The sequence below is a fragment of the Shewanella sp. SM74 genome (assembly GCF_025653725.1).
GTDB classification, from domain to species: Bacteria; Pseudomonadota; Gammaproteobacteria; order Enterobacterales; family Shewanellaceae; genus Shewanella; species Shewanella oncorhynchi.
This window is the reverse complement of the sequence record NZ_JAKKRZ010000008.1, coordinates 136,873-161,461: the sequence shown is the minus strand read 5'-3', so window position 1 is coordinate 161,461 and position 24,589 is coordinate 136,873. Positions and strand designations below refer to the sequence as shown.

Sequence of the window (24,589 nt, the reverse complement as noted above, 5' to 3'; positions counted from 1 at the left end):
GAGATTTATGGATGTTAAAAAATGCAACGCCCAGTAGTTATTGGTTTGATTTTATTGATAGTAGGTAACCTATTCAGTGCCTTCTATGATGTGTCGATCAAGTGGTTACCGGACGATGCGAGTGCCTCGACTTTCCTCCTTGTCAGGCAAATCTCTTCAGTATTTATGTTGTTGCCAGTGTGGCTGTATTCGCAGCGTCCGATGACGACACATATCTCAGTTCACCTTTGGCGTGCCAACATAGGCTCAGTTGGCGCGCTTTTTTTAATTATTGGCTTAATGGCATTACCGCTCGCGACAGTTAGCTCATTGTTTTACTCCGCACCGCTAATGATTATTTTGATGGGGTATTTCTTCCTGAGCGAGAGGATCACCGCTGCTCAGACAATCTGTACTGGCTTAGGTTTTGTCGGCATCTTGATTATCCTGCGACCGAGTGAAATGAACTGGTACGGCATTGCTGTGCTGTTTTCTGCTTTTACCTTTGCAGTGAATCAGTTAGCACTTAAAAAAGTACCCCATACTGAGCATCCCGTGCTAACGCTAATGCTATATAACTTGCTGGGTATTCCGGCAACGTTAGTGATTGCAGCGTTTCAGGGCATCGAAGGTTTGAGTTGGGAGCTGGTGGGCGTGGCCTTGCTGAGCAACGCATTTTTATTGGTTTATCACTGGTTTTGTGTGTTGGCTTACCGCAAGGCCCAGGCGAGTGATATCGCGATTGCGGAATACACAGGCTTGTTGTTTATTGTCTTTTTAGGCTGGTTGTTGTTCGATGAATGGTTGGATAACTTAAGTTGGCTCGGTGCCGCCTTAATCGTATTGCCTTCGTTGTTTTTACCTTGGCTAGGATCGCTCCTATCAAAATCGGCACCTAAGATAGCAGATACACTCACGGGAAAATAACAGCGAGGGTTTAAGCCTAAGTGGGCGAGTTAGCTCACCACTTAGGCTCAAGTTTTAAATAGGTAAACTGCAAAATTACTTAGCATACTCAAATACTTTCACCACTTTACGCACGCCAGCAGTATTACGGGCGATATCAACAGCTAAGTCTGCTTGTGAGCGATGAATAACCCCCAGCAGGAAGACTTCACCATTTTCAGTGATGACTTTAATGCGAGTCACATCCAAATCTTTTTCGTTCAGCATGCGGCCCTTCACTTTGGTCGTAACCCAAGTGTCATTGCTGCGGGTGGTGAAAGAGGTTGGATTGCCAATGCGGATTTGATTATGTATTTTGCCGCCGAGCTTAAGATCTTGTACGACCTTGATGGCTTTATCCCTTAACGTAGAGTTAGGGGCTTGGCCTATCATAAGTACATTGCCATTGACGGATACACCTGTGATATTCGTTTGTTTTTTAAGATCTTCTTGCTCTAGCAGTGCGCTGGTGATCTTAAAATCAGTATTGGTATCATCAAGCTGAGTCTTAACAGTACGTTCGTCGTTGGCCATCATAGCGCCACTGACTGCGCCCACCATAACGGCACCGGCGCAGCCTTGAAGCAGCAAGCAAACCATTAACAGCGGGGCAGCGTGTCTCATTGCTGCTCGTCCTGTGGGAAGAGGGTGCGGTCAATATTGTCACACAGGCAATGGATCACCAGTAAGTGCACTTCTTGGATACGTGCAGTGACATTTGAAGGCACGCGGATTTCCACATCGTTCACGCTCAGTAGGCCAGCCATAGCGCCGCCATCTTTACCTGTTAGCGCTACGATAGTCATGTCGCGGCTTAATGCGGCTTCAATGGCTTTAATCACGTTACCTGAGTTACCACTGGTCGAGATTGCTAGCAGAATGTCGCCCGGTTGACCTAAGGCAAAAATCTGTTTTGAGAAAATCTCATCATAGCTATAGTCGTTGGCGATAGCTGTGATGGTTGAAGTATCGGTAGACAGAGCGATGGCCGGTAATGGTGGACGCTCAATCTCGTAGCGGTTTAGCAATTCTGCTGAGAAATGTTGCGCATCGCCAGCACTGCCGCCGTTACCGCAAGCAAGGATTTTATTGCCACCCAAAAGACAGTGCACCATCATCTCGGCCGCTTTGGCGATGGATTCTGGCAGTGCTTCGGCTGCATCGATTTTTGTCTGGATAGATTCAGTAAAGCTGTCTTTAATGCGTTCTAACATGGATAAATCCTTTCAGGATAAAGTGTTGCTATCATGCCATATTTCCACAAGCGTGTTGAGGCACAGACGTTAAAATAATTTGTGTAGTCACTCTTTCACTATTGGCGCTTAAAAGGCATCGACCAGCCAATGAATTTGATCGGCTTCCATGGCGATGACATCGAAACGACAGGGCACATCGAGTCTATTGAGTTGTAAATAGTGGCTAGCCGCTTTGCGAATTCGCGAAATCTGCGCGCTGCTTAGGGCCTGTAATGCGCCGCCATATTGATTTGCCGAACGATACTTCACTTCGACAAATACCCAATGGTTTTTATGGCGCATGATTAAATCAATTTCCCCAAACGGATAGCGGACATTACGTTCGACAAAAGTTAAGCCTTGTTGTTCAAGGTAACGTTGGGCGTGCGATTCTGCCTGCTGTCCGAGAGTCATAACTGGCGGAAGCTACCTCTTTCATAACGTCCCCAGCTTAATTGGCGGTTGACTATGCCATCTGGACTGACAGATAAAGCACCACTGCGACCATTGAATTGATAGCCTGTGAATGAGCGCATTTGCGCCAAACGGCCGATCAAATCCATTGCATCATAACCCATAACAAACAAACGTTTCTGACTGTTATTCCAGCCCGAAAATAGTGTGTTGACCATCAGATTTTCTTCGCCGTTTTGCATTAGCCAAGGTGCGTCGCTTAGGGTCAGGTTATTTAAATCCTGCGCCGTTTGTGTGCTTTCATTTTCAACTCGGCTGCGGCTTGAGGTATATAAAGGCACAGGTTGTGTGAAAACGTTAAAGTTGACGTCGATAAAGGCCTTGAGCAGGGTTAGATCCTGTGGGGTTGAAATCATATAAATGGCATCAATATCTTGGCGCGAGCGGAAGTCGGCTTGTACTGAATTGCCTAACAGCTCTTTAATACGGGCGATCCGCTCTTGGCTATCGCGCACGCCAAGGGCATCTTGTACTGTGGTGCGCATTTTATCACCGCCATCGAAGTAGTGAACTTCGACAGGGTTATCGCTCTTCTTTTTCCATGCTTGAATAAAGCTTTCGGCCATGCGTTTGCCAAGGGCATCGTTACTGGCCAGCAGTAATGGCATAGTTACGCCATCTTGATATAAATGCTCCGCCGCATCGGCCGCCTCTTGTGCGGGAGATAATGCAAAGTAGAACTTATTCGGATCGGGGGTGAACTTATCTACTTGATTTAAAAATAGTTGTGGCACAGGCGTAGCAGGTGCTGTATTGGCCGTTTTGTCTGGGTTAGCAGTATTAGTCACCGCATTAGTGGCGGCAGTGTTTGCTGCATTGATCACTTGCAGTTGTTCAATTTCCGTAGGCAATAATGGGCCAATAATAAATTCGGCTCCCGCAGTTAGCGCCTGTTGGTAAGCGCTGGCAGCATCGTTTGCCGTGTCATAAAAGTTGACTGCGACTTGGTCATTTTGCTTGGCCATGTAACTGGCTAATATGCCTTGGCGAATTGCATTGGCAGCGTTAGCTCTTGAGCCTGTCAGCGGCAACAGCACAGCAATGTTTTTTGGCGTAAATGGCTTAGCGTTTAAGGCTCTGTCAAGATCGGCGGGCAGCTTAGCCGCTGCAGGATGATAAGGATTTTGTTTCTGCCATTCGCCTAAGTAGCGTACTAACTGTGTCGGATCGACAGCATAATGCTTCGCGATATAAGCCAGTTGTAACCAACCCGTAAACACAGGAGTCTTAGCATCTTGGGTAAAGGCTTTTAAGGTTTGTTCGTGCATTGGCTGCAGAACTTGCCAAATCGCGTTATTCACCTCGTTGGCTTGGGCGGGGGGCAAGTAAGTCGTCAGCAAACTCAGTTCACGCACTTGTTCAATAGGCTGTTTATTCAATTGATATAAATGCGCCTTGAATTGGTGATAAGCCGTCATCTGCCAGCTTGGCAAACTCCAATTGCTTGGATAATTCAGAACTTTAAGTGCATCACTATAGGTGGACGTGTGTTCAAGCACGCGCGCGGTCAAGTATTTATGTTCGGCCAGAAATGTTGGGCTCTGATTCAAGCTTGGCTGTATCGATTTTAGTAGCTTCTGCGCCGCTGCGTAGTCGTTGGCATTGATGTAAGCATGGGCTGCGAGCAGCAGATTAGTATCGCGCTGCTGCGGATCTTTGCTATTGGCGGCTTGTGCCAAATACACATTGGCCGACAAAGGTGCGGATGCTAAAGAGGTGGCCACTGTGGGTGCAGTTCCGGTCGAGGTGGGCGTTGAAGTGCCACAACCCGCCAAGATTACCGATAAAATGGCCACGGAAACGAACTTAGTTGTATTCAGGCTTTTTAACACTGGGCTTCACTCTGGTAAGATGCAGCCTCTAGTTTAACCTTCTCTCGCGCTTGACGAAAGTCTTGGCACTGTCATTACAGAGGTATATATGGACCAAAGCGTCGCACTCTACATAGTTCCTACTCCCATAGGTAATTTGGGTGATATGAGCTCACGGGCAATAGAGGTGCTGAATCAGGTTTCATTGATCGCCTGTGAAGATACTCGCCACAGCGGTAAGTTATTGAGCCACTTTGGTATTACTACAAAAACTACGGCGCTGCATGATCATAACGAGCGTGCTCGTGCCCAGTGGATTGTCGATCAGCTTGCAGCTGGGTTGTCAATTGCATTAATTTCAGATGCGGGTACCCCGCTGATTTCCGATCCGGGTTATCACTTGGTCTCTCATGTGCGCCAATCTGGGTTTAATGTGATCCCTTTGCCCGGCCCTTGCGCGGCAATTACTGCCCTGAGCGCCTCGGGTTTGCCATCGGACCGTTTTTCTTTCGAAGGTTTTCTGCCCTCTAAAGAAAAAGCCCGCGCTGATAAGTTATTGGCATTGAAAGAAGATCCGCGCACGCTGATATTTTATGAATCACCACACCGCATCGAGCACAGTCTAACGACTATGGTTGAAGTGCTTGGTGGCGAACGCCATGTCGTCATGGCGCGTGAAGTAACCAAAACCTTCGAAACTTTTTTATCTGGTCCTGTCTCAGAGGTGCTTGCCACCGTAAGTACTGACCTGAATCAGCAGAAGGGGGAAATCGTGCTTATGGTGCATGGCTACCATTTGAGTGATGACGAAGCAATTCCCACCGTCGCCATTAATACGCTCAAACTCTTATGTGAGGAATTGCCATTGAAGAAAGCCGCAGCAATTGCCGCGCAAATTCATGGACTTAAAAAGAACGCTCTGTACAAATACGGCCTAGAGTCTGATTTATAAGCGCTAAAACGGTTACGAGCGGATTATCTGTGGTGCATCAGGGTGGCTTAGGCTATAATCCGCGCCGAGTTGGCCAGACAGTCGCCGCGTTCGCAAGAACGGGGAGGAAAGTCCGGGCTCCAAAGAGCGGGGTGCCAGGTAACGCCTGGGCGGTGCGAACCGACGACAAGTGCAACAGAGAGTAGACCGCCTGCCTGATTTATCAGGTCGGTAAGGGTGAAAGGGTGCGGTAAGAGCGCACCGTGCGGCTAGCAATAGTTCGTAGCAAGGTAAACTCCACCCGGAGCAAGACCAAATAGGGTTCCGTATGGCGTGGCTCGCGTTGGAACCGGGTAGGTCGCTTGAGCCTGTGAGCGATTGCAGGCCTAGATGAATGACTGTCCAAGACAGGACCCGGCTTATCGGCCAACTCACCTCATTCAACAAAAAGCCCGTTTGTCGTAATGACAAACGGGCTTTTTGTTTTTTAATTTATACGGTAATGATCAATTTTATTTGATTAACTCATTAAAAAATCAGAGTTAGCTCGTTCTCCTGTACATCCCGTCTATCGCTTATTTAGCTTTCAGTTTAGCCGCCATTACAGCCATTTCCAGTCTTTCTTCGTCGCAGGTAAAAATTACTCAATGCAGGTAACATCTACCGTTAACTGGGAGGGTTAATAGAAATGGTAGAGTTATAACCTTTTGTTTTTATGAAATTATATTGTTTGGTATAGCCATTGCATTGGTTTGTACGCAAAGTGCAGCATCTTGTTGCATTGCACAGTGTTCACCAAGGAGGCTTTCTATGGCCAGTTCAAAAAGCGTAGCAGAACAAACTAACAGTAAAGATAGCAGTGCTTTAAATTCACCCACAACAGCGAAAGCAACTGAAGTGACGCACCATGCCGTTGACGCAGTGGCAGAGAAAGCCGCTGTTGCAGAAGACACTTTGCGTAAAACGGCAGCTAGCTCACAGGAAACTCTGGCGCTCAAGCAGGAGGAAATCAAATTACAACTGCAAAGTTCTTATAGCAAAACCCGTGAGTTGGCAGCGCAAAATCCATTGGCTACTGCTGGGATTGCGTTTGCCGCCGGGGTGGTATTAACGGCCTTGCTGCGCCGTCGCTAAGGTGGATTTATGCAAAACCGTGCAAGGTCAGAGGCGCCAGAACAAAGGCCCGTCCAGCATAGTGCGCAAACCGCTAAAACTGGGCAGACAGCATCCGCTGCTGCCCAGCATAACGTTATTGATCAGGCAATTGAGCAACTGGCTGAAATAGCTATTCTTAGCAGTTCAGTGAAGCAAGCCTATCTCGAGCAGTTGCAGTTGGCCGGGAAAATAGCAACGGCAGAATGGCGGTTAACAGGGCGTAGCCTGATTATCGCTGCGGCTTTAGTCGTCTGTTTTGGTACTGGCATTACGTTATTCTGGGGCAGTATTTTATTGCTGTTGGGCTATATGCTGTTTCAATTGAGTGGTTCGTTATTAGCCACTGTGAGCGCTTTGGTGGTACTACAGTTTGTTTTATTGCTTTGGTGTTGGCGTAGTCTTGGCTATGTGTTGTCACAAACGGGCTTTTCGAAGACTTGGCAGCAATTACAGCTTTTGTTCTCGACTCGAGAGTCGGGACATCAAAAATAGGGGGCGCGAGTATGCTAATTCAACAGTTACTTAAAAAACAGCAGTTGCAGCTGACAGTGCTGACGGAACAAGGCCAGTTGCAGCATGATTTGTTACTGATGAGGAAACGACAATTAGCGCAAAGCAGTCGTGATTTTATAGGGTCGACACCAGGTTTAATCGTCAGTTTTAGCCTTGGTTGTCTGTTTCAGCTGCGCCACAACAGTACTGTAAAACTACTGCGTAGCACCTTTGGCCTGCGTTGGATTACCAAGCTAATTGTTTGATCATTATTTAAACGCCGTAACTTTTACCATGATTACTTTCATTGGTTTAGATATGCGTTTCTTTTCGTTAACGCCGCTAAAATGATACCCCGCGTAAGCAGATGTAAGTACTTGGCTTGTTGTGTAGGACAGGGATGAGGGCTGGCAATAAGTTGTTGAATTTGGCTTAAATAAAGAGCGGCTATGCTGTGGGCCAACGTGTGGCTTGGGATAATAAATTCGTCAGTGTTGAAGGTGTTGATCAATTTATTTTCGATATGTTGCACAAGTTTAGTTTGTAATTGTTTAGTTGCTGCATCGAGGTCGCTACCTAGTCTAAATGACATGGAACGGCGAAACATGCTGTTTCGGCTAAAAGTAATAAGCAGTTTTTCCAATGAGGGGGGTGTATTAGTTGAAAGCCAGTCTTCGGTTGACTGTAGATCTTCAAAGATATTTTCAAAAATATTTTGATGGAGTGCAATAAGAATATCCAGCTTACGCTTGAAGTAGCGATAAAACGTCGTACGTCCGACATCGGCTTTGTAGGCAATATCTGCCACTGCAATATCACGATAATCTTGCTGTTTCAGCATTTCCTTAAAAGCGTGGAGAACCTTGAGCACAGCCCGCGGGCTTTTCGCTATGTGCATGCAGTGCTTTGTGTGCATATTGGATCCCACTTTAAATTCAACTCAGTTTAGGCGTGTGATTATACCTTAGCCTCAATGGCTCTTGTGTTGTGATTTTTGCTTAAGTGGAACAGATAGGCTCAGGTGTACCATTTGAAACATGCGGGCGGGTTTGTGCCTGATGGTTAGGAATAATGGGCTTTATAGTGACGGTCATAGGGTTAACTGCAATGACAGTGTTACCTGAAATATGAAATTGTCACTACCGATGGAGAATCTGTGATGAGTGAAAATATTGAAGCTGCTCAAAGTGATAAAACAAATTATCCAATCAAACACAAATTAAGAGTAGGTATTTTTCTTTATCCCGGCATGACGATGCTCGATGCCTATGGGCCACTACAGTTTTTAGCCTTTGTGCCATCTTTTGAAACTTTCACTTTTGCGAAAACCAGCATGCTATTACCCTGTGATGCGGGCGTTAACTTACAACCTAATTACGATTTCGATAATTGTCCGCCGATAGATATCCTTTTAGTGCCTGGGAGCGCAAATCCTTTGGCGCAAATACAGGATGAGAAAGTCATTTCTTTCTTAAAACGCAAGGGGGAGCAAGCGCAATACATTACATCTGTATGCACTGGTGCCTTGATTCTTGCAGCAACAGGTTTACTTAATGGTTATCGCACGACCACTCACTGGGCTTATGCTTCAGTATTGGCACAATATCCTCAAATTACTTTTGAAAATAAACGTATTGTGATTGACCGTAATCGGATCAGTGGCGGCGGTATTACTGCAGGGCTCGATTTTGCTTTGGCACTCATTGCCAATATAGAGGGTGAACAACAGGCTAAAACACTGCAGTTATTGTTTGAATATGATCCTAAACCTCCCTTTAATTGCGGTTCTCCCATATTGGCAGACGCTTCTCTGGTACAGAGGGTTGAACAGGAGGTCAGGCAGATAGCGTCAGGATTATTTTAGGCCACAAGGCGCCAAAGATTGTCTTAAAAAGTACATAGTTCATACGATTATTATGTACCTTAGTTTAAAAACTGCTTTTCACTAGGAATCGCCATTCCCAGCTGTTTACTGACTCGCCGCCCGTATAAGGGAGTGAAAAATCAATATGGGCTACGTTGCCATAGCTGGATCGAGAGGAATAAATCCGCGCGCCTATGCCTATGCTACCCAGTGGACCGCTGACTTCGTTATTCTCGGCGAGTTGGCCGCCGGAAGCTTGACCCAGATCGGCAAAGACTGCCCAGCCTAATTCAGCCAGTTGGTATAAGTTGATATTGGGGTAGTTGCGTATCTCGGCGGTCAGTAACCACTGATTATCCCCTTGTTGGTATTCGTTTGGATAACCGCGCACGCCAGTTTCATCCCCTAATCCTTTTGTTAGATCCAGATAAGTGTTCTGTGAAAGGCTAGCCCAAGCTTTGCCATAAGCCGTCCACTTAGGATGAATTTGATAGAAGTATTCGGCTTGAACATCGACCTTATAAGTATCTTTTTGAGTGGTGCCGATAGTGCTTGTTCCCCCCATTTCTAACAGCCACAGTTGATCGTTAAACTTATACCCGCCAGTGCTTTGCCAGTTAACGTGGTAGCCTAAGGGATTATTATCACCTATATCATTGGTTTCTATGCCGAATTGCACATAGTGATGCCAACCTAAGTTAAAGTCTTCATTATTGGTGATCAGGTGAACATTATTCAGTACGTGGAAATCATCTTCGATAAACTCGTACGCGACCCAAGGGTACATAAAGTCCCTGTCTTGAGGGAGCATGGACGTAGGATAGCGCTCAGAATGGGCAAACTCGTGCTTGTCTTGGGTGACACCAGTAATAAAGCGAGAAAGGTGCTGACTGTTTTTATTAATTAACCAGCCATATTGCAGATTGAGATAGTCGACTGTGTGTGTGAACTCATTCACCTCTTGCCCATTTTGTCTGAGGGTATCTGTACGGTTATCGTCTAAAAACTCCGCCGAATACATGGTACTCGTATTGAGGGAATAGAAGGGCTTACTCACATAAACGTGTTTAGCTTGGCCGTCGCTATTGTCGTAGAACTCAGCGGCAACTGTGCCGTGTTCAATAATGCTGAGCGGCGCTTCGAAAGCAAATTTATAGCCATTCCGGGATTCATTGGATTGATATTTAAGTCGAGTGCGGATCCCCGTTCCAAGCAAGTTGTCTTCTTTGAGCCCGAAGGAGTAACGGGTGTCGCCACCTGAACTACTCAAACTCGCTGTCGGTAATAATGACCAATTATCCCAGGTCTCCACCACCACGGACTCAACGGATGGATCGACATCGGCTTGGGGATCTTTTTCTGCGATATAAATTTTCGCATCGCGAATGTAAGGCATTGCCCGCAAAAGTCGTTGGGATTCGTCGAGATCTTTTTGTGTGACAGTATCATTTTCGCTGAAGGTTAGATTATCGAGAACCACATATTCTTTGGTATTGATATGCAGGGCGTTAGCCCAGCGGTGAATGAAAAAAGCATCGGGATCTGACTCATCAAAAATGGGGTTATTGACCACCACAATCTTGCTGACTTTTTGTTTGGTTTGATCTTGGTTTGCGGGATCGGCGAGCTTAGCCTCTTCTGCTTGGGCAATCCTGATTAGGTTGCCAACACAACAAGATAGGATGCATGCATACTGAAAAAATTTCTGCATAAAAGGCCACTCCCATGAAATCGACGACTGCAGCGAAAACAATTTCACGTTGCAATTCACAATTTAATAACACATGGAAAACGAGTGTTAGTCAAGGAAACATTTTAATAAGTTTCTTATTTTACTTAAGGTTAGCTTAAGATTATCTTGAGGTAGCGGCTGGGCGCGGGCTCCAGCCGGATTAGCGATTGTTACAGTGTACGCCTAGGTGGGACAGCGACGTTAGCAAAGATGAGCCCCGCAATCAGCGACATAAAAATCAAAAAGATTTGCGAGCCTATGTGCGACTGATTGAGCATGGTCTCTCCTGAGATCAGTGCATTGAGTCCGATATAGGTTTTACTGCCGGGGACTAAGATCACTATTCCCTGCAACAGGGCGATGGAGGCTGGCGCCTTCATCCAGCGGGCGAAGAGGTTAGAATAAATTCCTACTGCTAAGGCACCAAAGAAGATCCCCACCGAATCACCAAAATAATGTCCGCCGAGCATGGCTGAGAAAAACGCCACTATCCCAGCCAATACGCCCCAAGGCGAATCTTGCATCCTTGCTTTGAAAATAAAAACCAGCGCCATAGATAGAATCGGAACCGCCGACCAAATTGCCCAGCGAGGTAAACCCTCAGGTTCTATGTGAATCGCTTCGCCGAACATAGCTTTACCGATTGCCATGCCGAGCACTGCGCCAAAGTACAGCTTAAATAATTGCATGCTCGCATCCATGATGCGCGCCGTGCCAGAAATTAAATCCCGTGCGGCGAGTTCGGCTAAACCTAAGGTTAAGGCTAAGCCGGGAATAAAAATAATAATGGAGGAGAGGATCACTACTGGGATATTAATATTTGGATCGATACGCGCTATGCCACAGGCTGCGATGGCGCAAAGGATAGTGGCGAAGGGTTCGAGCACTTCGGCCATGCGGGCCGAGCGTTCGGCACGGTATACCAAGCCATAGACGAATAAGCCTAATAATCCTGACCAAAATACATCGTTCCAACCCGTGCCCATCAGCATAGCGAAAGCGGCGGCAGAAGTTCCAAAAGAAAAGCAAGTTAATACAGGGCCATAGGGATTGGGTTTATTGGCAATTTCTTCTAAGCGATCTAAGGCCTCGGCCAAAGTGCGTTTACCTGAGGTTAACTCATCGACCAATTCATCGGTGCGGGCGAGTGAACCTAAATCGAGTTCACCGGGCTTAACGCGAGCGGCATGGTTATATTCTTGATCGGTATCATGTTGCAAAACGAAGGTCATCGACGTCGGAGAAATAAGGAAATAGCCTTCGATACCTAAGGTGCGAGCAACGGTTTGTAAGTGGGTTTCTAGACGATAAGCGGGTGTGCCAAACTTATGCAAGGCTTTGCCTAGCTTTATGATAAATCTGCGTTTTTCGATAAACTCGTCGTTATCCAATCGGGGTATTCACTGTATAAAAAGTTGTAGGGAATGACGCGCGCATATTAACCTATCTTGTCTATAAAAGGTTAATGGCTTTTAACCTTAATACAAATAAATTGCTGATTTTTTGCAGCTCGGGCTATAGTCAGCTTTTTGATAAGGGGAAATAGGCATGTCTTTGATGGTAACGGGTCTTTACGCTAGCCTCACAGGGCTATTAATTGTCGCTTTGGCTTATCGAGTAGTGAAATTAAGGCGAGGTCAGAAAATCGGCCTAGGCGATGGTGGTAACAGCACCTTAGCTTTGGCTAATCGAGTGCATGTTAACCTGATCGAAAATGCGCCTATCGTATTGATTTTAATGCTGGTGGCCGAAGCGGGTGGCTTGCCTGCATTTTATTTACACTGTTTTGGGACCGTGTGGATAGTGGCGCGCTTACTCCATGCTATTGGCTTAACTCAAGGCCAAGGTGGTTACCATTTTGGTCGTTTTTGGGGCGTATTGCTCACTTGGCTAGTGATTATCAGTTTGGCGTTGGTGAATTTGTTGCATTTTGCTCAAGGTTTAGGAAAGGGTCTCTAGGCTCGCAGGTTTGGGCGGTCAATTCCGCCCTAAGCCATATCCATAGCGGATTTAGGGGTATTACGCTTCTGGCTCAAATACCCCTGAAAATGCCTAGATTGGTGTTTTTTTAATCGCATTTATCCTCCATTCCCTGCTATACTCCGCGTCCCTAAATTGGCGTAACTTATTTTCGTGGCGCCTTTATTCGACATTACGTTTTCGGGTCACAATCCATGCAAGTTGAATCCACACTCTTTAGTCATCCCAAGTATTGGGCCACGGGCGACAGCACTGCGCCTTTCTTACCTATGTCTCGCAAGGAGATGGATAAGCTTGGTTGGGATAGCTGTGACATCATCATAGTCACAGGCGACGCTTATGTGGATCACCCAAGCTTTGGCATGGCGGTGATCGGCCGTATGTTAGAGGCTCAGGGTTACCGAGTTGGGATTATTTCCCAGCCAGATTGGTCGAGCAAAGACGCCTTTATGCAATTGGGCCGCCCGAATCTGTTTTTTGGCGTCACCGCCGGTAACATGGATTCGATGATCAACCGTTACACTGCCGACCGTCGTTTACGCTCCGACGATGCTTATACTGCGGGGGATATTGGTGGTAAGCGCCCAGATCGCGCCGTGACTGTGTACACCCAGCGTTGTAAAGAAGCCTTTAAAGATGTGCCTGTGATTATTGGTGGTATCGAAGCCAGTTTACGCCGCATCGCCCATTACGATTATTGGTCGGACAAAGTGCGTCGCAGTGTGATTTTCGATGCCAAGGCCGACATTTTGATGTACGGCAACGCCGAGCGTCCTTTAGTTGAAGTGGCACGCCGCTTAGCAGCCGGTGAACCGATAAGCTCGTTGCACGATGTGCGTGGCACAGCTGTTATCCGTAAAGAGCCACTGCCCGAATGGCGCGGTATGGACTCGCGCAAGATTGACCAACTGCACAAGATAGAGCCGCTGCCGAATCCTTACGGCGCCGATGATGTGGGTTGTGCTAACTTGTCTGGCCCGTCGGATGTGAAAATTTTCGATAACGAAGCCCCTAAGCCTATTAGCGTTCAACCGCCTAAACCTAAGCCATGGGATAAAACCTATGTGCTGCTGCCAGCGTTTGAAAAAGTCTCTGAAGACAAATATTTATATGCCCATGCTTCACGGATTTTGCACCAAGAGCAAAACCCAGGTTGTGCCCGTGCGTTATTTCAACCCCATGGCGACCGCGCCGTTTGGGTGAATCCGCCCGCATGGCCGCTCAATACCGATGAGATGGATGCCGTATTCGATTTACCTTACCAGCGTATTCCTCATCCGATTTACGGCAAGGAAAAAATCCCTGCCTATGACATGATCAAGACGTCAATCAACATCATGCGTGGTTGCTTTGGTGGCTGTTCTTTCTGCTCGATTACCGAGCATGAGGGCAGAATCATTCAGAGTCGTTCACAAGAGTCGATTGTTAAAGAAATCAAAGATATTCAGGAAAAAGTGCCAGGCTTTACTGGGGTGATTTCCGATTTAGGCGGCCCAACCGCCAACATGTATCGTTTAGGTTGTACCAGCGAGAAGGCTGAAAAAACCTGTCGTCGTTTATCCTGTGTGTTCCCATCGATTTGCGGCCACTTAGGCACAGATCATAAACACACTATCGACCTGTACCGCGCGGCGCGTGCTGTACCTGGTATCAAGAAAGTATTGATCGCCTCTGGCGTGCGTTACGACTTGGCAATCGAAGATCCTGCTTACGTTAAAGAGTTAGTGCAGCACCATGTGGGCGGCTACTTAAAAATCGCCCCTGAGCATACCGAAGAAGGTCCGCTCAGTAAGATGATGAAGCCTGGCATGGGCGCCTACGATAAGTTTAAAGAATTGTTCGATAAGTTTTCTAAGGAAGCGGGCAAAGAGCAGTTCCTGATCCCTTACTTTATTTCGGCGCATCCAGGTACGACCGACGAAGACATGGTGAACTTAGCGTTGTGGTTGAAGGAACGTAAGTTTAAGCTCGATCAAGTACAGAATTTTTATCCGTCACCGATGGCGAATGCGACCACGATTTATCATACCGAGTTAAACTCGCTGAAAAACGTTAAGCACACCAGCGAAGTGGTATCGGTGCCGAAGAAAGGGCGCCAACGTCGCTTGCACAAAGCATTGCTCCGTTATCACGATCCTGCGGGTTGGCCATTAATCCGTGAAGGCTTAACCGCCATGGGGCGTGAAGACTTGATCGGTAATAGTCCGCATCAGTTAGTGCCGCCAGAAGGTCGAAATGAGCGCGGACCTAAGTGGATGAAAGATGCCAACCAAGGCCAAAAAGCCTTTACGCGCTTCTCGAGTAATCAATTTGATGACCGCAAGGGCGATGGCAAATCTAAAGGTGCGGCGAAAGGCGGCGCACAAACTCAGGCTGGTGCTGAGTCAAAACCTGCCAGCAAAGGTGGAAAACCCGCTGCGAATGGCGCTAAGCCAACGGGATCTAAACCAACTGGCTCTAAACCTAGTGGAGTCCATTCGAGCCGTCCGGGAGCAAAAGCGCCCTTCGGCCAGTCTGGTTTTAAGGCCGGCGGCGCTCAAGCGAACAGCAGTGCTCAAGGCGGAAGCCCATCAAAAACGGGTGGTAAACCTGCAGGAAAGCCCTCTCAGGGGCGCCAACAGGCTAAGTAACACTTTTCACCATCACAAATAATGTTCAAAGGCCGCTCCAGATATGAGTTTGGAGTGGCCTAGCTAGCATGGTCATTCCGCTAAAATAGTCCTCAACTGGTATCGCTGGGCGAACTATTATAAGATCCCTGTCTGATGTTTATGTCTACTATTTGTTTATATTCGATATTTTAGCTATACATCTCACCCATATCCGCGGTTCGTTAACTAACATTAGATATTATGAATAAAAAGCGTAGACCCAGTCTTCAAGACGTTGCCGATCAAGTTGGGGTCACCAAAATGACGGTGAGTCGCTATTTAAAAAATCCAACAAGGGTGGCACAAAGCACTCAAGAGAAGATTGCTGTCGCACTAGAAACCTTAGGTTATATTCCTAATCGCGCGCCGGAAATTTTAGCGCAAGCAACCAGTCGCGCCATTGGCGTGTTAGTGCCTTCGTTAACCAACCAAGTATTTGCTGAAGTGCTGCGCGGTATCGAGAATGTGACCGGCAAACGCGGTTATCAAACCATGCTGGCTCACTACGGGTATCAGGCTGAATTAGAAGAAGAGCGGGTTGCATCACTGCTCTCTTACAATATCGATGGCTTACTCTTGTCCGAAAGTTACCACACGCCGCGTACCGTGCGAATGATTGAAACGGCGGGCATTCCGGTCATCGAAATGATGGATAGCGTGTCGCCTTCGATTCAACAGTGTGTGGGTTTCGATAACACTGCGGCCGCATGCGAAATGGTTAAGGCCATGATTGCACAAGGCTATCGCCACATTGCCTACCTAGGCGCGCGCATGGATATTCGTACTCAGCTTAAGATGCGAGGCTACGAGTTAGCGATGCAGCAAGCTCAGCTTACACCTTTGGCGATGACCACAAATGAGGCCTCGTCGTTTTCCTTGGGGGCGTCGTTATTGCAACAAACATTAGCGAAATATCCCTATGTGGATAGTTTTTTCTGCACCAACGATGATTTAGCGGCGGGGGTGATATTTGAGTGTCAAAGACAAGGCATCAAGATCCCTGAACAAATTGGCGTTGCAGGGTTTCATGGCCATGATATTGGCCAATCTATGACGCCAAAATTGGCGAGCATTATTACGCCGAGAAAAGAGATTGGTCGAATTGCTGCTACTGAGCTATTAGACAGGTTAAATGGCAAAGAGATAGCAGAATCGGTTATCGATCTGGGCTATCGTATTGATTTAGGGGAAACACTGTAGACTTCCCCTCGTTCTTTCGCTTAACGACTTATGTTTGTCATCACAGGTTATCGTTAGAGAAACGCAGAGATGATGACTGCGACTATGCCGCCCGTCGTACCTATAATGGTCTCCATCACAGTCCACGTTTGCAGCGTTTGTTTTTCTGATAATCCAAGAAAACGGTTAGCGAGCCAGAAGCCTGAGTCATTAACGTGCGAGAGCACAATCGAACCACCGCCAATGGCAATCGTAATTGCCGCCAATTGAGCACCATCTAAGTTTAGTGGTTCAAGTATTGGGATGATAAGGCCGCAAGCCGTTAACATGGCCACGGTTGCCGACCCTTGGATCACGCGCACCGACGCCGACAAAATAAATGCTAGTATTACAATCGGTAATCCCGAACCTGCCAACATATTCCCCAATGCATCGCCGACACCCGAATCGATCAACACTTGCTTAAACACGCCGCCAGCACCGGTGACGAGAATAATGATCCCAGCAGGTTGTAACGCACTGCTACAGATTTCCATGATGCGCTCATTGGGAATATTGCGTCTCACGCCCAGCACATAGAATGCGATTAAACAGGCTAGCAAAATGGCCGTGAAGGGATGACCTATCAAGGCGAGCCAATTATGCAGATCGGATTTTTCATCAATAAAGCGTGACACCACAGTCTTTAAACCGATAAGCAGCAGTGGGAACACCACAATACTGATTGATAGCGCGAATGAGGGGATAGGTCCGCCTTCTCGTTCACCTTTTTCCTGCTGCTCGTGGGCAGGCAACTCAACATGGACTCTTTGCGAGATGAGGCTGGCAAAGAGTGGGCCGCCTAGAATCATTGCCGGAATCGATGCCAATAAACCGAAGACTATCATGTAGCCAAAGTCGGCATTGAGCTGGGAAGCGACCAAAATAGGCCCTGGTGCAGGGATGAGAAATGCCTGACAGGTGGCAATACCCGCGAGCAGTGAAATACCAATTTTAACGACGCTGCCGCCCCCTTTACGAACCACGGCAAAGGCGATGCCAATCAGCAGTACCACAGCAACATCGAAGAAGAGAGGTAATGCACAGATAAAGCCTGTAAAGGTCATGGCCCAGTGAGCTTTGTCGTTACCAAATTTATTCAGCAGTGTATGGGCTATCTGATCTAGCGCGCCAGTCTCTTCCATTACCCGGCCAAACATGGCTCCCAAAGCGACCACCACCGCCACAAAGCCCAGTGTTCCCCCCATACCTTGTTGAATCGTATTGGTAATATCAGCTGGGTTCATGCCAGAGAAAAGGCCGGCAATGATCGACACCAGTATCAGTGATACTACTGCATGTAATCTCACTTTCATCACTAAGAACAGTAGCAGGGCGATTGAACCCAGTGCTGTCAGAATCAATGACATATCAGACATAAGAGGACTTTTCCTTGTTAGTTAAGTTGTCCACATTTTTGTAGGTTACCGGTAACATGTTACCCGTAATATGGTAGAGTGGGAAGTGACTAAATTCGAGAATTGGCATGAGGTTAACAAAGTGACTGAGAGAAAAAAAGGCAATAGCTATGTGTTCATGGGCGTCTCTAGTTGTGGCAAATCTTCGATTGGTGCCGCGGTCGCAGAGGCTTTAGAGACGAAATTTATTGATGGTGATGATCTGCATCCTAGAGCCAATATTATCAAGATGAAATCTGGCTCACCGCTCAATGATAGCGATCGCGCTCCTTGGCTTGAGCGCATCAACGACGCTGTGTATAGCATTGAGCAAAAGGGGGAGCAGGGGGTGATTGTCTGCTCTGCACTGCGTCGCCAGTATCGTGACTTAATCCGTCAGAACAACAGCAAGCTGGTGTTCATTCATCTATACGGTGACTTTGAATTAGTCAAAGAACGCATGTTTGCCAGAAAAGCCCACTTTATGCCGATTGAGCTGCTCAAGAGTCAGTTCGACACGCTGGAAATGCCCGCGACCGATGAAGCTGATGTTATCCAAGTGAGCATAGATGGCACTTTCGAAGAAGTCGTACAACGCTGTATTAATGCGATAAATGGCGAAGGGTAGGGTAAACGTTGGCCATTGAAGTCAAGCGCAAAGTCGTAATGCACATCGGCTTAAACCGCTCAATTTTTTAGAAAAAAAGCCACTCCAGAAACTAACTTGGAGTGGCGTAGAGATAATGGTAAGCCAGCGGTACCATCCAATGAGTGTTACGGCGAGCGTTTGTAGACGGAACGTGCGCCGCACCTCAGTCTCAAATAAGCTCACGCATATGAGCGATGACGCGAGCTGCCTATCCTGCTAAACATGATTTAACTCAACATGTGATTAGAACTGTCACTAAAGACTGATACTCAAAATTGTCCTGCTTCATGCGACTAAGCAATGCCAAAGTAGAATGAGCGCTTTAGAAACCTTAGCTAACATCTCCTTTAGTCCTAAAAAAAGTAGTTAATCCCCACTGCGAAGCTGTTGTCTTCCTGTGCTTCAAATGCAGGATCATCCATATCACTGAAATCTAGCTTCATCTCGGCAAACATCACAGTGTCGTTACTGTAGCGATAATGCAGCCCCAGCATGGCAAATTGGCGAGTCCATTGACCTTGAATCGGCGTAGCTGCATCTGTGTCTAAATCTAAATAACTGAGTACAACCATGGGCACAAAACCGTTGTCGAATTGATAGGCCGTCATCAACTCGGCACCAGTGGCGTCGTAGAGATCGCCATTGACCAGTTCATTATTTTTACTTTTGTGAGCGTTAAAGCCCACATAGAGACCGTTGGCCTCACGTCCTTCGGCATAGTGATAGTAGTCACCATACATGGCACCAATGCCCATAATTTCATTGGTTTCATCGACTTGAGTATTGCCTAAGTGGCCTTCAAAATCACCGCGGTTAAAACCTGCTAGTAGCTTAAATTTATCGGTTATCGCATAAGTGATACTGGCGCCGTAGCTGCTGTCAAAACTCAGTTCTGAGTTGGTCATCTCGCTACCGTCATCGTTTTTTAGGCTGACATCACCATTGGTTTTGGCGGCATATTGCAGGGCGATTTGTACTGGGCCTAAATTATTACGGTAAATGAAGGCGGAATCGGCACGGCCTGTACCTGTGAGGCTGCCATCACCGAAGGTGTAAGCGCCAACGCTGTAACCTGCAAATACGTTCGGTAAATCTGTAGTGCCTGCGACATCGTAGTAGGCGCCCCATTGTTTACCGAAACTCAGGTTGCCCAATGTATCATGGGACATGCCAACATAACCTAAGCGGTTATAGAGAAAATCATCGGTTTTTTCGGCGGCGAGTTTGCCCCCTTGCATCACTAGCCCATCGTCGCTGGAGACCATGTTGATCCCCCATTCTGTGGTAGCGAAAGCGGTCCAGCCATTTTTCTCGCTGCGCTCGAAGCTGAATCTTAGGCGTGATGAGTCGTCGATAACTGAAGTATCGTGGCTGTCATTTAATGCTGCAAACCCTAACCAACCGGTTAAATCTAATGTGTTTTTTTGATCTTTATAGAGCTCTACCGCCTGACTGCTGGTGGCCGTTAATAGCATAGGTAACACTAAAGCGAGACAAGTCTTATTCATAAATCCCCCGATAATGAGCAAGTATTCTCCAGGGGATCATAGGCTTGGCCTATGATCCCTGAGTTATCGTTAGTCTTGATGTGGATGTTGGTATTAATTGTTTTCGATCATGCGTTAGCCATATTTAGGCTGGACGTGTGTCGGCAACAGGCGCTTGGTTTGAGATTACGCCGAAAATAGTCCAACCGAAGAAGGTGGCTATGGCGCCAAGCATCACTGCGGTTTCGCCAGAACTGTATAGAGCGTAGAAGCTATATAACGCACCGATTACGGCGATCACGTTGGCAACGCGGGCTTTATTGATAGGCACTTTTTGCTGTCTTTGCATTATGCCAAGCGCGGCCATAGATAAGATATAAGGCACAATGTTGGTGACGACGGCGAGGTTAACGAGTGCTTCGAACTGCTTACTCAGTGATGGGCTAATGGTCATTAGAGATAATGCTGTTTGGATCGAGACGATAATAGTCATGCCCCAAATTGGCGCATCGGCTTTACTAACTTTAGAGAATATTTTAGGAAAAAATCCTTCATCAGCAGAGGCTTTAAACACTTGGGCAATAGTGAACTGCCAACCTAAGAGTGATCCAGTACAGGAGATAATGGCGCAGGCCATCACGATTTTACCGACTACTGGATTAAACATTTGTGCAAAGGCTAAACCGAATGGCGCATTCGACATGGCAAGCTCGGCATTTGGCACAATACCGGCAATGACGTTAGTGGAAACGATATAAATCACTGCTGCACCTAAGGTACCGCCCATAACGGCGATAGGTACGTTTTTTTCTGGGTTATCGACGGCTTCTGAGTTTGCACAGGCCGATTCTAAACCGAGGAACGCCCACAAAGTCATAGCGATAGAACCGCCTAACGCTTTGAAGAATGGCATATCATGCGGGTTCCATGCGCCTTTATAGAGGTCGATGTCAAACCAGAACCAACCAATTAAAGATACGCCAATCACAGGCAGAATAATCCCCCACACAGTCACGCTACTGACGCGACCCGTGATGCGGGCACCACCGAAGTTAGCAATGGTTGCCAACCAAAGTACGCCAATGGTCGCAAGACAAATTGCCATCGGGCTTAAGTTAACTTCGAGCAACACGGCAGCGTAACCCACGGCAGAGATAGCAATCGCGACGTTGGCGATTAACAGCGAGACGGCATAGGTGTAGTTGGCCATAAAGTTGCCAGAACGGCCGAAGGCATACTCGGCATAACCGCCCATACCACCGGATTTTTTACTGAACATACCGCACTTAGCAAAAGCGAAGGCGAGGGCTGTTGACCCTGCTGCTGTTACTAACCAAGATAAAATGGAGATAGTACCGACTTGAGCTAATTGGGTTGGCAGCATAATAATGCCCGAACCCATCATGTTGACTATGGTGATAATAGTTAATTGGACGACGCCAATTTTATTGTCTGATTTACTCATACTAATAACCTAATTTAGGTGACTTATTATAGGAGGCATGAATTTGACTGCAGAGTGGGGTTAATAAACTCTGCAGTCAGTCTTCATTATTTATTTAGTACATAGCCCATTGCTTGAATTTTACCGTCTGCGGTATTTTCGAGATAAACACCTTGCAGTTCTGGTGAGAATCCAGGTAATAGGTTGATGCCTTCTTCAAGGGCAAGAAAATAACGCTGAACAGAACCGCCCCATATTTCACCTGGCACCATACATAACACGCCTGGTGGGTAAGGGAGTGCACCTTCTGCTGCAATTCTTCCTTCAATTTGCGAGAGTGGGACTAATTCTACTTTGCCACGAATAAACTCTAGGTTTGCTTCCTGCGGGTCCATCACTTTTGTAGGAAAATGCGCTTTACGGAACATTTCTTTCTGCAGTTGTTTTACGTCATGGCTGACATAAAGATTGTGCATTTCTTGGCAGAGTTGGCGGATAGAATAGTCTTTATAACGGGCTTTATTGGCGTTATAAACGTTAGGTAATACTTCAGATAATGGCGCATCTTCATCGACTAATTTCTCGAAACGAGATATTTGTGATACCAGATGTTGCATCTTGGCCATATCTTCCGCAGGTGTCATCAGGAATAAAATCGAATTCAAGTCGCACTTCTCTGGAATAATATTATTTTCCCGTAAGAAGTTAGCCAGAATAGTCGCTGGAATACCAAATTCGGTATATTTGCCTGTTTCAGCATCTATGCCCGGTGTTGTTAATAAGAACTTACAAGGGTCAACAAAGTATTGGCCTTTTTCATAACCTTCGAAGGAGTGCCATTTCTGACCAGGTTCGAATTCGAAGAAGCGTAAGTCATCGGCCATTTGTTCGGTTTCATAGTCTTGCCATAGGCGGCCATCGATCATTGTTGGCACGAATGGTTTGATATATTTACACTTTTTGAGCAATAGCTTACGTGCTTCGATACCCGCCTTTACCGCTTCGCGCCACAGATAACGACCGCTTGCGCCTTCATGCATTTTCGCATTTACATCTAGCGCCGCAAATAAAGGATAGAAGGGACTGGTAGAGGCATGCATCATAAAGGCGTTGTTGAAGCGTTTATGGTTGCAATATCTATCTTGGCCTTTGATATGTTTATCTTTTTTATGGATTTGCGAGGTTTGTGAGAAACCTGCCTGCTGTTTATGCACCGACTGAGTCACGATAATGCCTGGATCTTCAGCAGTCAGTTCGAGCAAGAGTGGTGAGCAGTCATTCATCATAGGGATGAACTGTTCATAACCCACCCAAGCCGAGTCGAATAAGACGTAGTCACAAAGATGGCCAATTTTATCAATCACTTGTCGAGCATTGTAGATAGTGCCGTCATAGGTGCCGAGTTGGATTATCGCCAAGCGGAACGGGCGTTTTTCATCGGCTCTTTCTGGCGCGACTTCACGAATTTGCTCTCTTAAATAGGACTCTTGGAAACAGTGGGCATCAATGCCACCAATAAATCCGAAGGGATTACGTGCCGTTTCTAAATAAACAGGTGTAGCACCTGCTTGAATTAATGCGCCATGGTGGTTTGATTTGTGGTTATTGCGGTCGAATAACACGAGGTCGCCTTTCGCTAACAGTGCATTAGTCGCGACTTTATTTGATGACGAAGTGCCGTTAAGTACGAAATAGGTTTTATCGGCATTAAAAACTTTGGCAGCGTATTTCTGTGCTTCCAGTGGAGCGCCTTCATGGATCAGTAAATCACCCAGTTTCACGTCGGCATTACACATATCCGCGCGGAAAATTGTTTCGCCAAAAAAGTCGAAGAATTGGCGGCCCACAGGGTGTTTACGGAAGAATTGTCCACCTTGGTGACCAGGACAGGCAAAGGTAGAGTTACCCATTTCGACGTATTTTTTTAACGTACCGAAGAAAGGTGGCAATAGCGCTTGTTCATATTTACTTATTGCAGTCTCAACCTGTTTTCCGTAGAAGTCAGTGTTATCACCGCAGAGTTCAAATACCCCTGTAATCGATGAGCAAACATCATCAGGGAAGGTTTCTTCACAGCAAACTGAAACGAAAATGGGCAGTTTCAATCCGGTGTTTTTAATCTTTTCAACAATACCATTTCTAACATCATCAACAGAGACGACAGCCGCGCCCACATCGCAAAAATCTGTGGTTAATACATTGACAACTTCTCTGTCGATATCGAAACAAGATCTAACAGATAAGCTAGCGGCTACTTTTAATGATTTCATAGTTAATTTCCCTTTTACTTTATAAAAAATAGATACAAGTGTGCCTATACCTAATTAAAAACATTAATGGTATGAAAATTAGATATAGCTATTCCGTGCGCAGATTAAATGTGGTTATGCCAAAGTTACGAAATAAATATAAGTAGAAATATATTTATTGAGCGTATGAATAGCTTAGCCGCAGTAAAATTGCACTGATAAAAGAATGCTTTGATTAAGGTGTTAGATAATAAACCAAATGAAAACAGTACGATAAGTGTTTGCGCCTATTAGGGCAATAGCACTTTAGACCTGTTAATTGGCCTACTACCTACGCTAAGGTTAGCGGAGGAAGATAAAGGAATGATCGAAATAGTCACGTTGACTAGGCATCATGATATGCCGTGTGCGCCTGATATGCGCCATAATTTTAGATTTCCTCTTCATATACGACTCCATTATGACTTAGAGAAAATGGTTAGGTTTTTATTACGTAATGAAGTTTATATGCGAGTTATAAATAAAATCATGACCTATGTCTTATTTTTAAATAATTAGCACGTCAATTTAACTTAATTTATCAATATTAAATGGAGTCAATCATGCTTAAGTATCTTTATCTAAATTATGAAAGTAAATATTGTCAGCATTATTTAAATAATATTATTTGCATAAAATATCTTATTTCAAATATCTAATCTTAATTTAAAGGCTGCTGTAATCATCATTCTGATTTATACCGCATTGCATATTTGCATTGTTATGCAGATATTTTCGTTACAAAATCATCCTCCTGCTTGAAAAATGCAAAAATGATAACTTTTTTCTCACATTTGAGCATTTGGGGCAGAAAGTTGTCGTTTTAGGGCAGATGTTATTTTTTTGATTGACGTAAA

General features: G+C 46.1%; 22 protein-coding genes and 1 other RNA gene. 11 read left to right on the top strand and 12 right to left on the bottom strand.

Annotated elements, in window-relative coordinates:
• Nucleotides 1-21 precede the first annotated feature (21 nt).
• Nucleotides 22-906, top strand: a complete 885-nt coding sequence (locus L5M49_RS11030) for a DMT family transporter (protein ID WP_263266069.1) — start codon at nt 22-24, stop codon at nt 904-906.
• Between the two features lie 75 nt (nt 907-981).
• Here the strand turns inward: L5M49_RS11030 and dolP are convergent, their stop codons facing one another.
• The 4 genes from dolP to L5M49_RS11010 all read right to left on the bottom strand — a co-directional run bounded on the left by dolP (nt 982) and on the right by L5M49_RS11010 (nt 4,465).
• Nucleotides 982-1,548, bottom strand: coding sequence for a division/outer membrane stress-associated lipid-binding lipoprotein (dolP, locus tag L5M49_RS11025; RefSeq protein WP_105250526.1), 567 nt, complete (start codon nt 1,546-1,548; stop codon nt 982-984).
• A complete protein-coding gene (locus L5M49_RS11020; protein WP_105250525.1) occupies nt 1,545-2,138 on the bottom strand; it encodes a phosphoheptose isomerase in 594 nt (197 codons plus the stop codon). The genes dolP and L5M49_RS11020 overlap by 4 nt, the downstream gene beginning before the upstream one ends.
• 108 nt (nt 2,139-2,246) lie before the next feature.
• Nucleotides 2,247-2,573, bottom strand: coding sequence for a YraN family protein (locus L5M49_RS11015; protein ID WP_105250524.1), 327 nt, complete (start codon nt 2,571-2,573; stop codon nt 2,247-2,249).
• Entirely contained in the window at nt 2,570-4,465 is a 1,896-nt protein-coding gene (locus tag L5M49_RS11010; RefSeq protein WP_263266068.1) for a penicillin-binding protein activator, read from the bottom strand. Before L5M49_RS11010 ends, L5M49_RS11015 begins: the two co-directional genes overlap by 4 nt.
• Before the next feature lie 88 nt (nt 4,466-4,553).
• On the opposite strand from L5M49_RS11010, the gene rsmI reads away from it, so the two are divergent.
• The 5 genes from rsmI (at nt 4,554) to L5M49_RS10985 (ending at nt 7,288) form a co-directional block, all read left to right on the top strand.
• Nucleotides 4,554-5,396 carry a 16S rRNA (cytidine(1402)-2'-O)-methyltransferase gene (rsmI, locus tag L5M49_RS11005; RefSeq protein ID WP_113941448.1) on the top strand — a complete coding sequence of 281 codons (843 nt, stop codon included), beginning with the start codon at nt 4,554-4,556 and terminating at the stop codon, nt 5,394-5,396.
• 65 nt (nt 5,397-5,461) lie between these two features.
• An RNA gene (gene rnpB, locus L5M49_RS11000) (RNase P RNA component class A) lies at nt 5,462-5,813 on the top strand.
• Nucleotides 5,814-6,185: 372 nt separating this feature from the next.
• Nucleotides 6,186-6,509, top strand: coding sequence for a DUF883 C-terminal domain-containing protein (locus tag L5M49_RS10995; RefSeq protein ID WP_011920188.1), 324 nt, complete (start codon nt 6,186-6,188; stop codon nt 6,507-6,509).
• 9 nt (nt 6,510-6,518) lie between these two features.
• On the top strand, nt 6,519-7,022 hold the full coding sequence (locus tag L5M49_RS10990) for a hypothetical protein (protein ID WP_173496134.1): 504 nt from the start codon (nt 6,519-6,521) through the stop codon (nt 7,020-7,022).
• Between the two features lie 11 nt (nt 7,023-7,033).
• Nucleotides 7,034-7,288, top strand: a complete 255-nt coding sequence (locus L5M49_RS10985; RefSeq protein ID WP_011791060.1) for a hypothetical protein — start codon at nt 7,034-7,036, stop codon at nt 7,286-7,288.
• Nucleotides 7,289-7,326: 38 nt separating this feature from the next.
• Here L5M49_RS10985 and L5M49_RS10980 read toward each other — a convergent pair whose 3' ends face one another.
• Complete coding sequence (locus L5M49_RS10980) at nt 7,327-7,938, bottom strand: TetR/AcrR family transcriptional regulator (protein WP_173496135.1); 612 nt, start codon at nt 7,936-7,938, stop codon at nt 7,327-7,329.
• Between the two features lie 243 nt (nt 7,939-8,181).
• Here L5M49_RS10980 and L5M49_RS10975 point away from each other — a divergent pair, with 243 nt between their 5' ends.
• Nucleotides 8,182-8,886, top strand: coding sequence for a DJ-1/PfpI family protein (locus L5M49_RS10975; protein WP_173496136.1), 705 nt, complete (start codon nt 8,182-8,184; stop codon nt 8,884-8,886).
• Nucleotides 8,887-8,950: 64 nt separating this feature from the next.
• On the opposite strand, the gene L5M49_RS10970 is transcribed toward L5M49_RS10975, so the two are convergent.
• Together L5M49_RS10970 and L5M49_RS10965 are read right to left on the bottom strand one after the other, a co-directional pair.
• Nucleotides 8,951-10,597 carry a hypothetical protein gene (locus L5M49_RS10970; RefSeq protein WP_263147632.1) on the bottom strand — a complete coding sequence of 549 codons (1,647 nt, stop codon included), beginning with the start codon at nt 10,595-10,597 and terminating at the stop codon, nt 8,951-8,953.
• 191 nt (nt 10,598-10,788) lie between these two features.
• Complete coding sequence (locus L5M49_RS10965) at nt 10,789-12,009, bottom strand: threonine/serine exporter ThrE family protein (protein WP_105250515.1); 1,221 nt, start codon at nt 12,007-12,009, stop codon at nt 10,789-10,791.
• A 157-nt stretch (nt 12,010-12,166) separates the two neighbouring features.
• Between L5M49_RS10965 and L5M49_RS10960 the strand changes: the two genes are divergently transcribed.
• From L5M49_RS10960 to gntR, 3 genes are all read left to right on the top strand, one after another.
• Complete coding sequence (locus L5M49_RS10960; protein WP_113941441.1) at nt 12,167-12,577, top strand: MAPEG family protein; 411 nt, start codon at nt 12,167-12,169, stop codon at nt 12,575-12,577.
• Between the two features lie 215 nt (nt 12,578-12,792).
• Entirely contained in the window at nt 12,793-15,228 is a 2,436-nt protein-coding gene (locus L5M49_RS10955) for a YgiQ family radical SAM protein (protein ID WP_263255466.1), read from the top strand.
• 222 nt (nt 15,229-15,450) lie between these two features.
• Nucleotides 15,451-16,449: a gluconate operon transcriptional repressor GntR gene (gene gntR, locus L5M49_RS10950; protein ID WP_113941439.1), complete on the top strand. Its 999-nt coding sequence runs from the start codon at nt 15,451-15,453 to the stop codon at nt 16,447-16,449.
• Between the two features lie 53 nt (nt 16,450-16,502).
• Here the strand turns inward: gntR and gntU are convergent, their stop codons facing one another.
• Nucleotides 16,503-17,846, bottom strand: a complete 1,344-nt coding sequence (gene gntU / locus L5M49_RS10945; RefSeq protein WP_263266067.1) for a gluconate transporter — start codon at nt 17,844-17,846, stop codon at nt 16,503-16,505.
• A gap of 85 nt (nt 17,847-17,931) precedes the next feature.
• Between gntU and L5M49_RS10940 the strand changes: the two genes are divergently transcribed.
• Nucleotides 17,932-18,492 (top strand): gluconokinase, encoded by a 561-nt coding sequence (locus tag L5M49_RS10940; RefSeq protein WP_263186310.1) that lies wholly within the window; start codon nt 17,932-17,934, stop codon nt 18,490-18,492.
• A gap of 374 nt (nt 18,493-18,866) precedes the next feature.
• On the opposite strand, the gene L5M49_RS10935 is transcribed toward L5M49_RS10940, so the two are convergent.
• The 4 genes from L5M49_RS10935 to speFL all read right to left on the bottom strand — a co-directional run bounded on the left by L5M49_RS10935 (nt 18,867) and on the right by speFL (nt 24,119).
• The gene (locus L5M49_RS10935) at nt 18,867-20,021 is read right to left on the bottom strand and encodes a porin (protein WP_263266066.1); all 1,155 of its coding nucleotides are present in this window, start codon (nt 20,019-20,021) and stop codon (nt 18,867-18,869) included.
• Nucleotides 20,022-20,145: 124 nt separating this feature from the next.
• Nucleotides 20,146-21,465, bottom strand: coding sequence for a putrescine-ornithine antiporter (gene potE / locus L5M49_RS10930; protein ID WP_263266064.1), 1,320 nt, complete (start codon nt 21,463-21,465; stop codon nt 20,146-20,148).
• 86 nt (nt 21,466-21,551) lie between these two features.
• Nucleotides 21,552-23,714 carry an ornithine decarboxylase SpeF gene (speF, locus tag L5M49_RS10925; RefSeq protein WP_105250508.1) on the bottom strand — a complete coding sequence of 721 codons (2,163 nt, stop codon included), beginning with the start codon at nt 23,712-23,714 and terminating at the stop codon, nt 21,552-21,554.
• A 321-nt stretch (nt 23,715-24,035) separates the two neighbouring features.
• The gene (speFL, locus tag L5M49_RS25340) at nt 24,036-24,119 is read right to left on the bottom strand and encodes a leader peptide SpeFL (protein ID WP_224022194.1); all 84 of its coding nucleotides are present in this window, start codon (nt 24,117-24,119) and stop codon (nt 24,036-24,038) included.
• Nucleotides 24,120-24,589 lie beyond the last annotated feature (470 nt).

Bases quoted from the DNA above. Each gene is read 5' to 3' on its own strand.
- potE (WP_263266064.1), bottom strand. From the start codon at position 21,465: ATGAGTAAATCAGACAATAAAATTGGCGTCGTCCAATTAACTATTATC.
- L5M49_RS11020 (WP_105250525.1), bottom strand. From the start codon at position 2,138: ATGTTAGAACGCATTAAAGACAGCTTTACTGAATCTATCCAGACAAAA.
- rsmI (WP_113941448.1), top strand. From the start codon at position 4,554: ATGGACCAAAGCGTCGCACTCTACATAGTTCCTACTCCCATAGGTAAT.
- dolP (WP_105250526.1), bottom strand. From the start codon at position 1,548: ATGAGACACGCTGCCCCGCTGTTAATGGTTTGCTTGCTGCTTCAAGGC.
- L5M49_RS10985 (WP_011791060.1), top strand. From the start codon at position 7,034: ATGCTAATTCAACAGTTACTTAAAAAACAGCAGTTGCAGCTGACAGTG.
- L5M49_RS10955 (WP_263255466.1), top strand. From the start codon at position 12,793: ATGCAAGTTGAATCCACACTCTTTAGTCATCCCAAGTATTGGGCCACG.
- L5M49_RS10995 (WP_011920188.1), top strand. From the start codon at position 6,186: ATGGCCAGTTCAAAAAGCGTAGCAGAACAAACTAACAGTAAAGATAGC.
- L5M49_RS11015 (WP_105250524.1), bottom strand. From the start codon at position 2,573: ATGACTCTCGGACAGCAGGCAGAATCGCACGCCCAACGTTACCTTGAA.
- L5M49_RS10970 (WP_263147632.1), bottom strand. From the start codon at position 10,597: ATGCAGAAATTTTTTCAGTATGCATGCATCCTATCTTGTTGTGTTGGC.
- L5M49_RS10960 (WP_113941441.1), top strand. From the start codon at position 12,167: ATGTCTTTGATGGTAACGGGTCTTTACGCTAGCCTCACAGGGCTATTA.
- L5M49_RS10990 (WP_173496134.1), top strand. From the start codon at position 6,519: ATGCAAAACCGTGCAAGGTCAGAGGCGCCAGAACAAAGGCCCGTCCAG.
- L5M49_RS11030 (WP_263266069.1), top strand. From the start codon at position 22: ATGCAACGCCCAGTAGTTATTGGTTTGATTTTATTGATAGTAGGTAAC.
- L5M49_RS10975 (WP_173496136.1), top strand. From the start codon at position 8,182: ATGAGTGAAAATATTGAAGCTGCTCAAAGTGATAAAACAAATTATCCA.
- L5M49_RS10935 (WP_263266066.1), bottom strand. From the start codon at position 20,021: ATGAATAAGACTTGTCTCGCTTTAGTGTTACCTATGCTATTAACGGCC.
- L5M49_RS10980 (WP_173496135.1), bottom strand. From the start codon at position 7,938: ATGCACACAAAGCACTGCATGCACATAGCGAAAAGCCCGCGGGCTGTG.
- speFL (WP_224022194.1), bottom strand. From the start codon at position 24,119: ATGGCGCATATCAGGCGCACACGGCATATCATGATGCCTAGTCAACGT.
- gntR (WP_113941439.1), top strand. From the start codon at position 15,451: ATGAATAAAAAGCGTAGACCCAGTCTTCAAGACGTTGCCGATCAAGTT.
- speF (WP_105250508.1), bottom strand. From the start codon at position 23,714: ATGAAATCATTAAAAGTAGCCGCTAGCTTATCTGTTAGATCTTGTTTC.
- gntU (WP_263266067.1), bottom strand. From the start codon at position 17,846: ATGTCTGATATGTCATTGATTCTGACAGCACTGGGTTCAATCGCCCTG.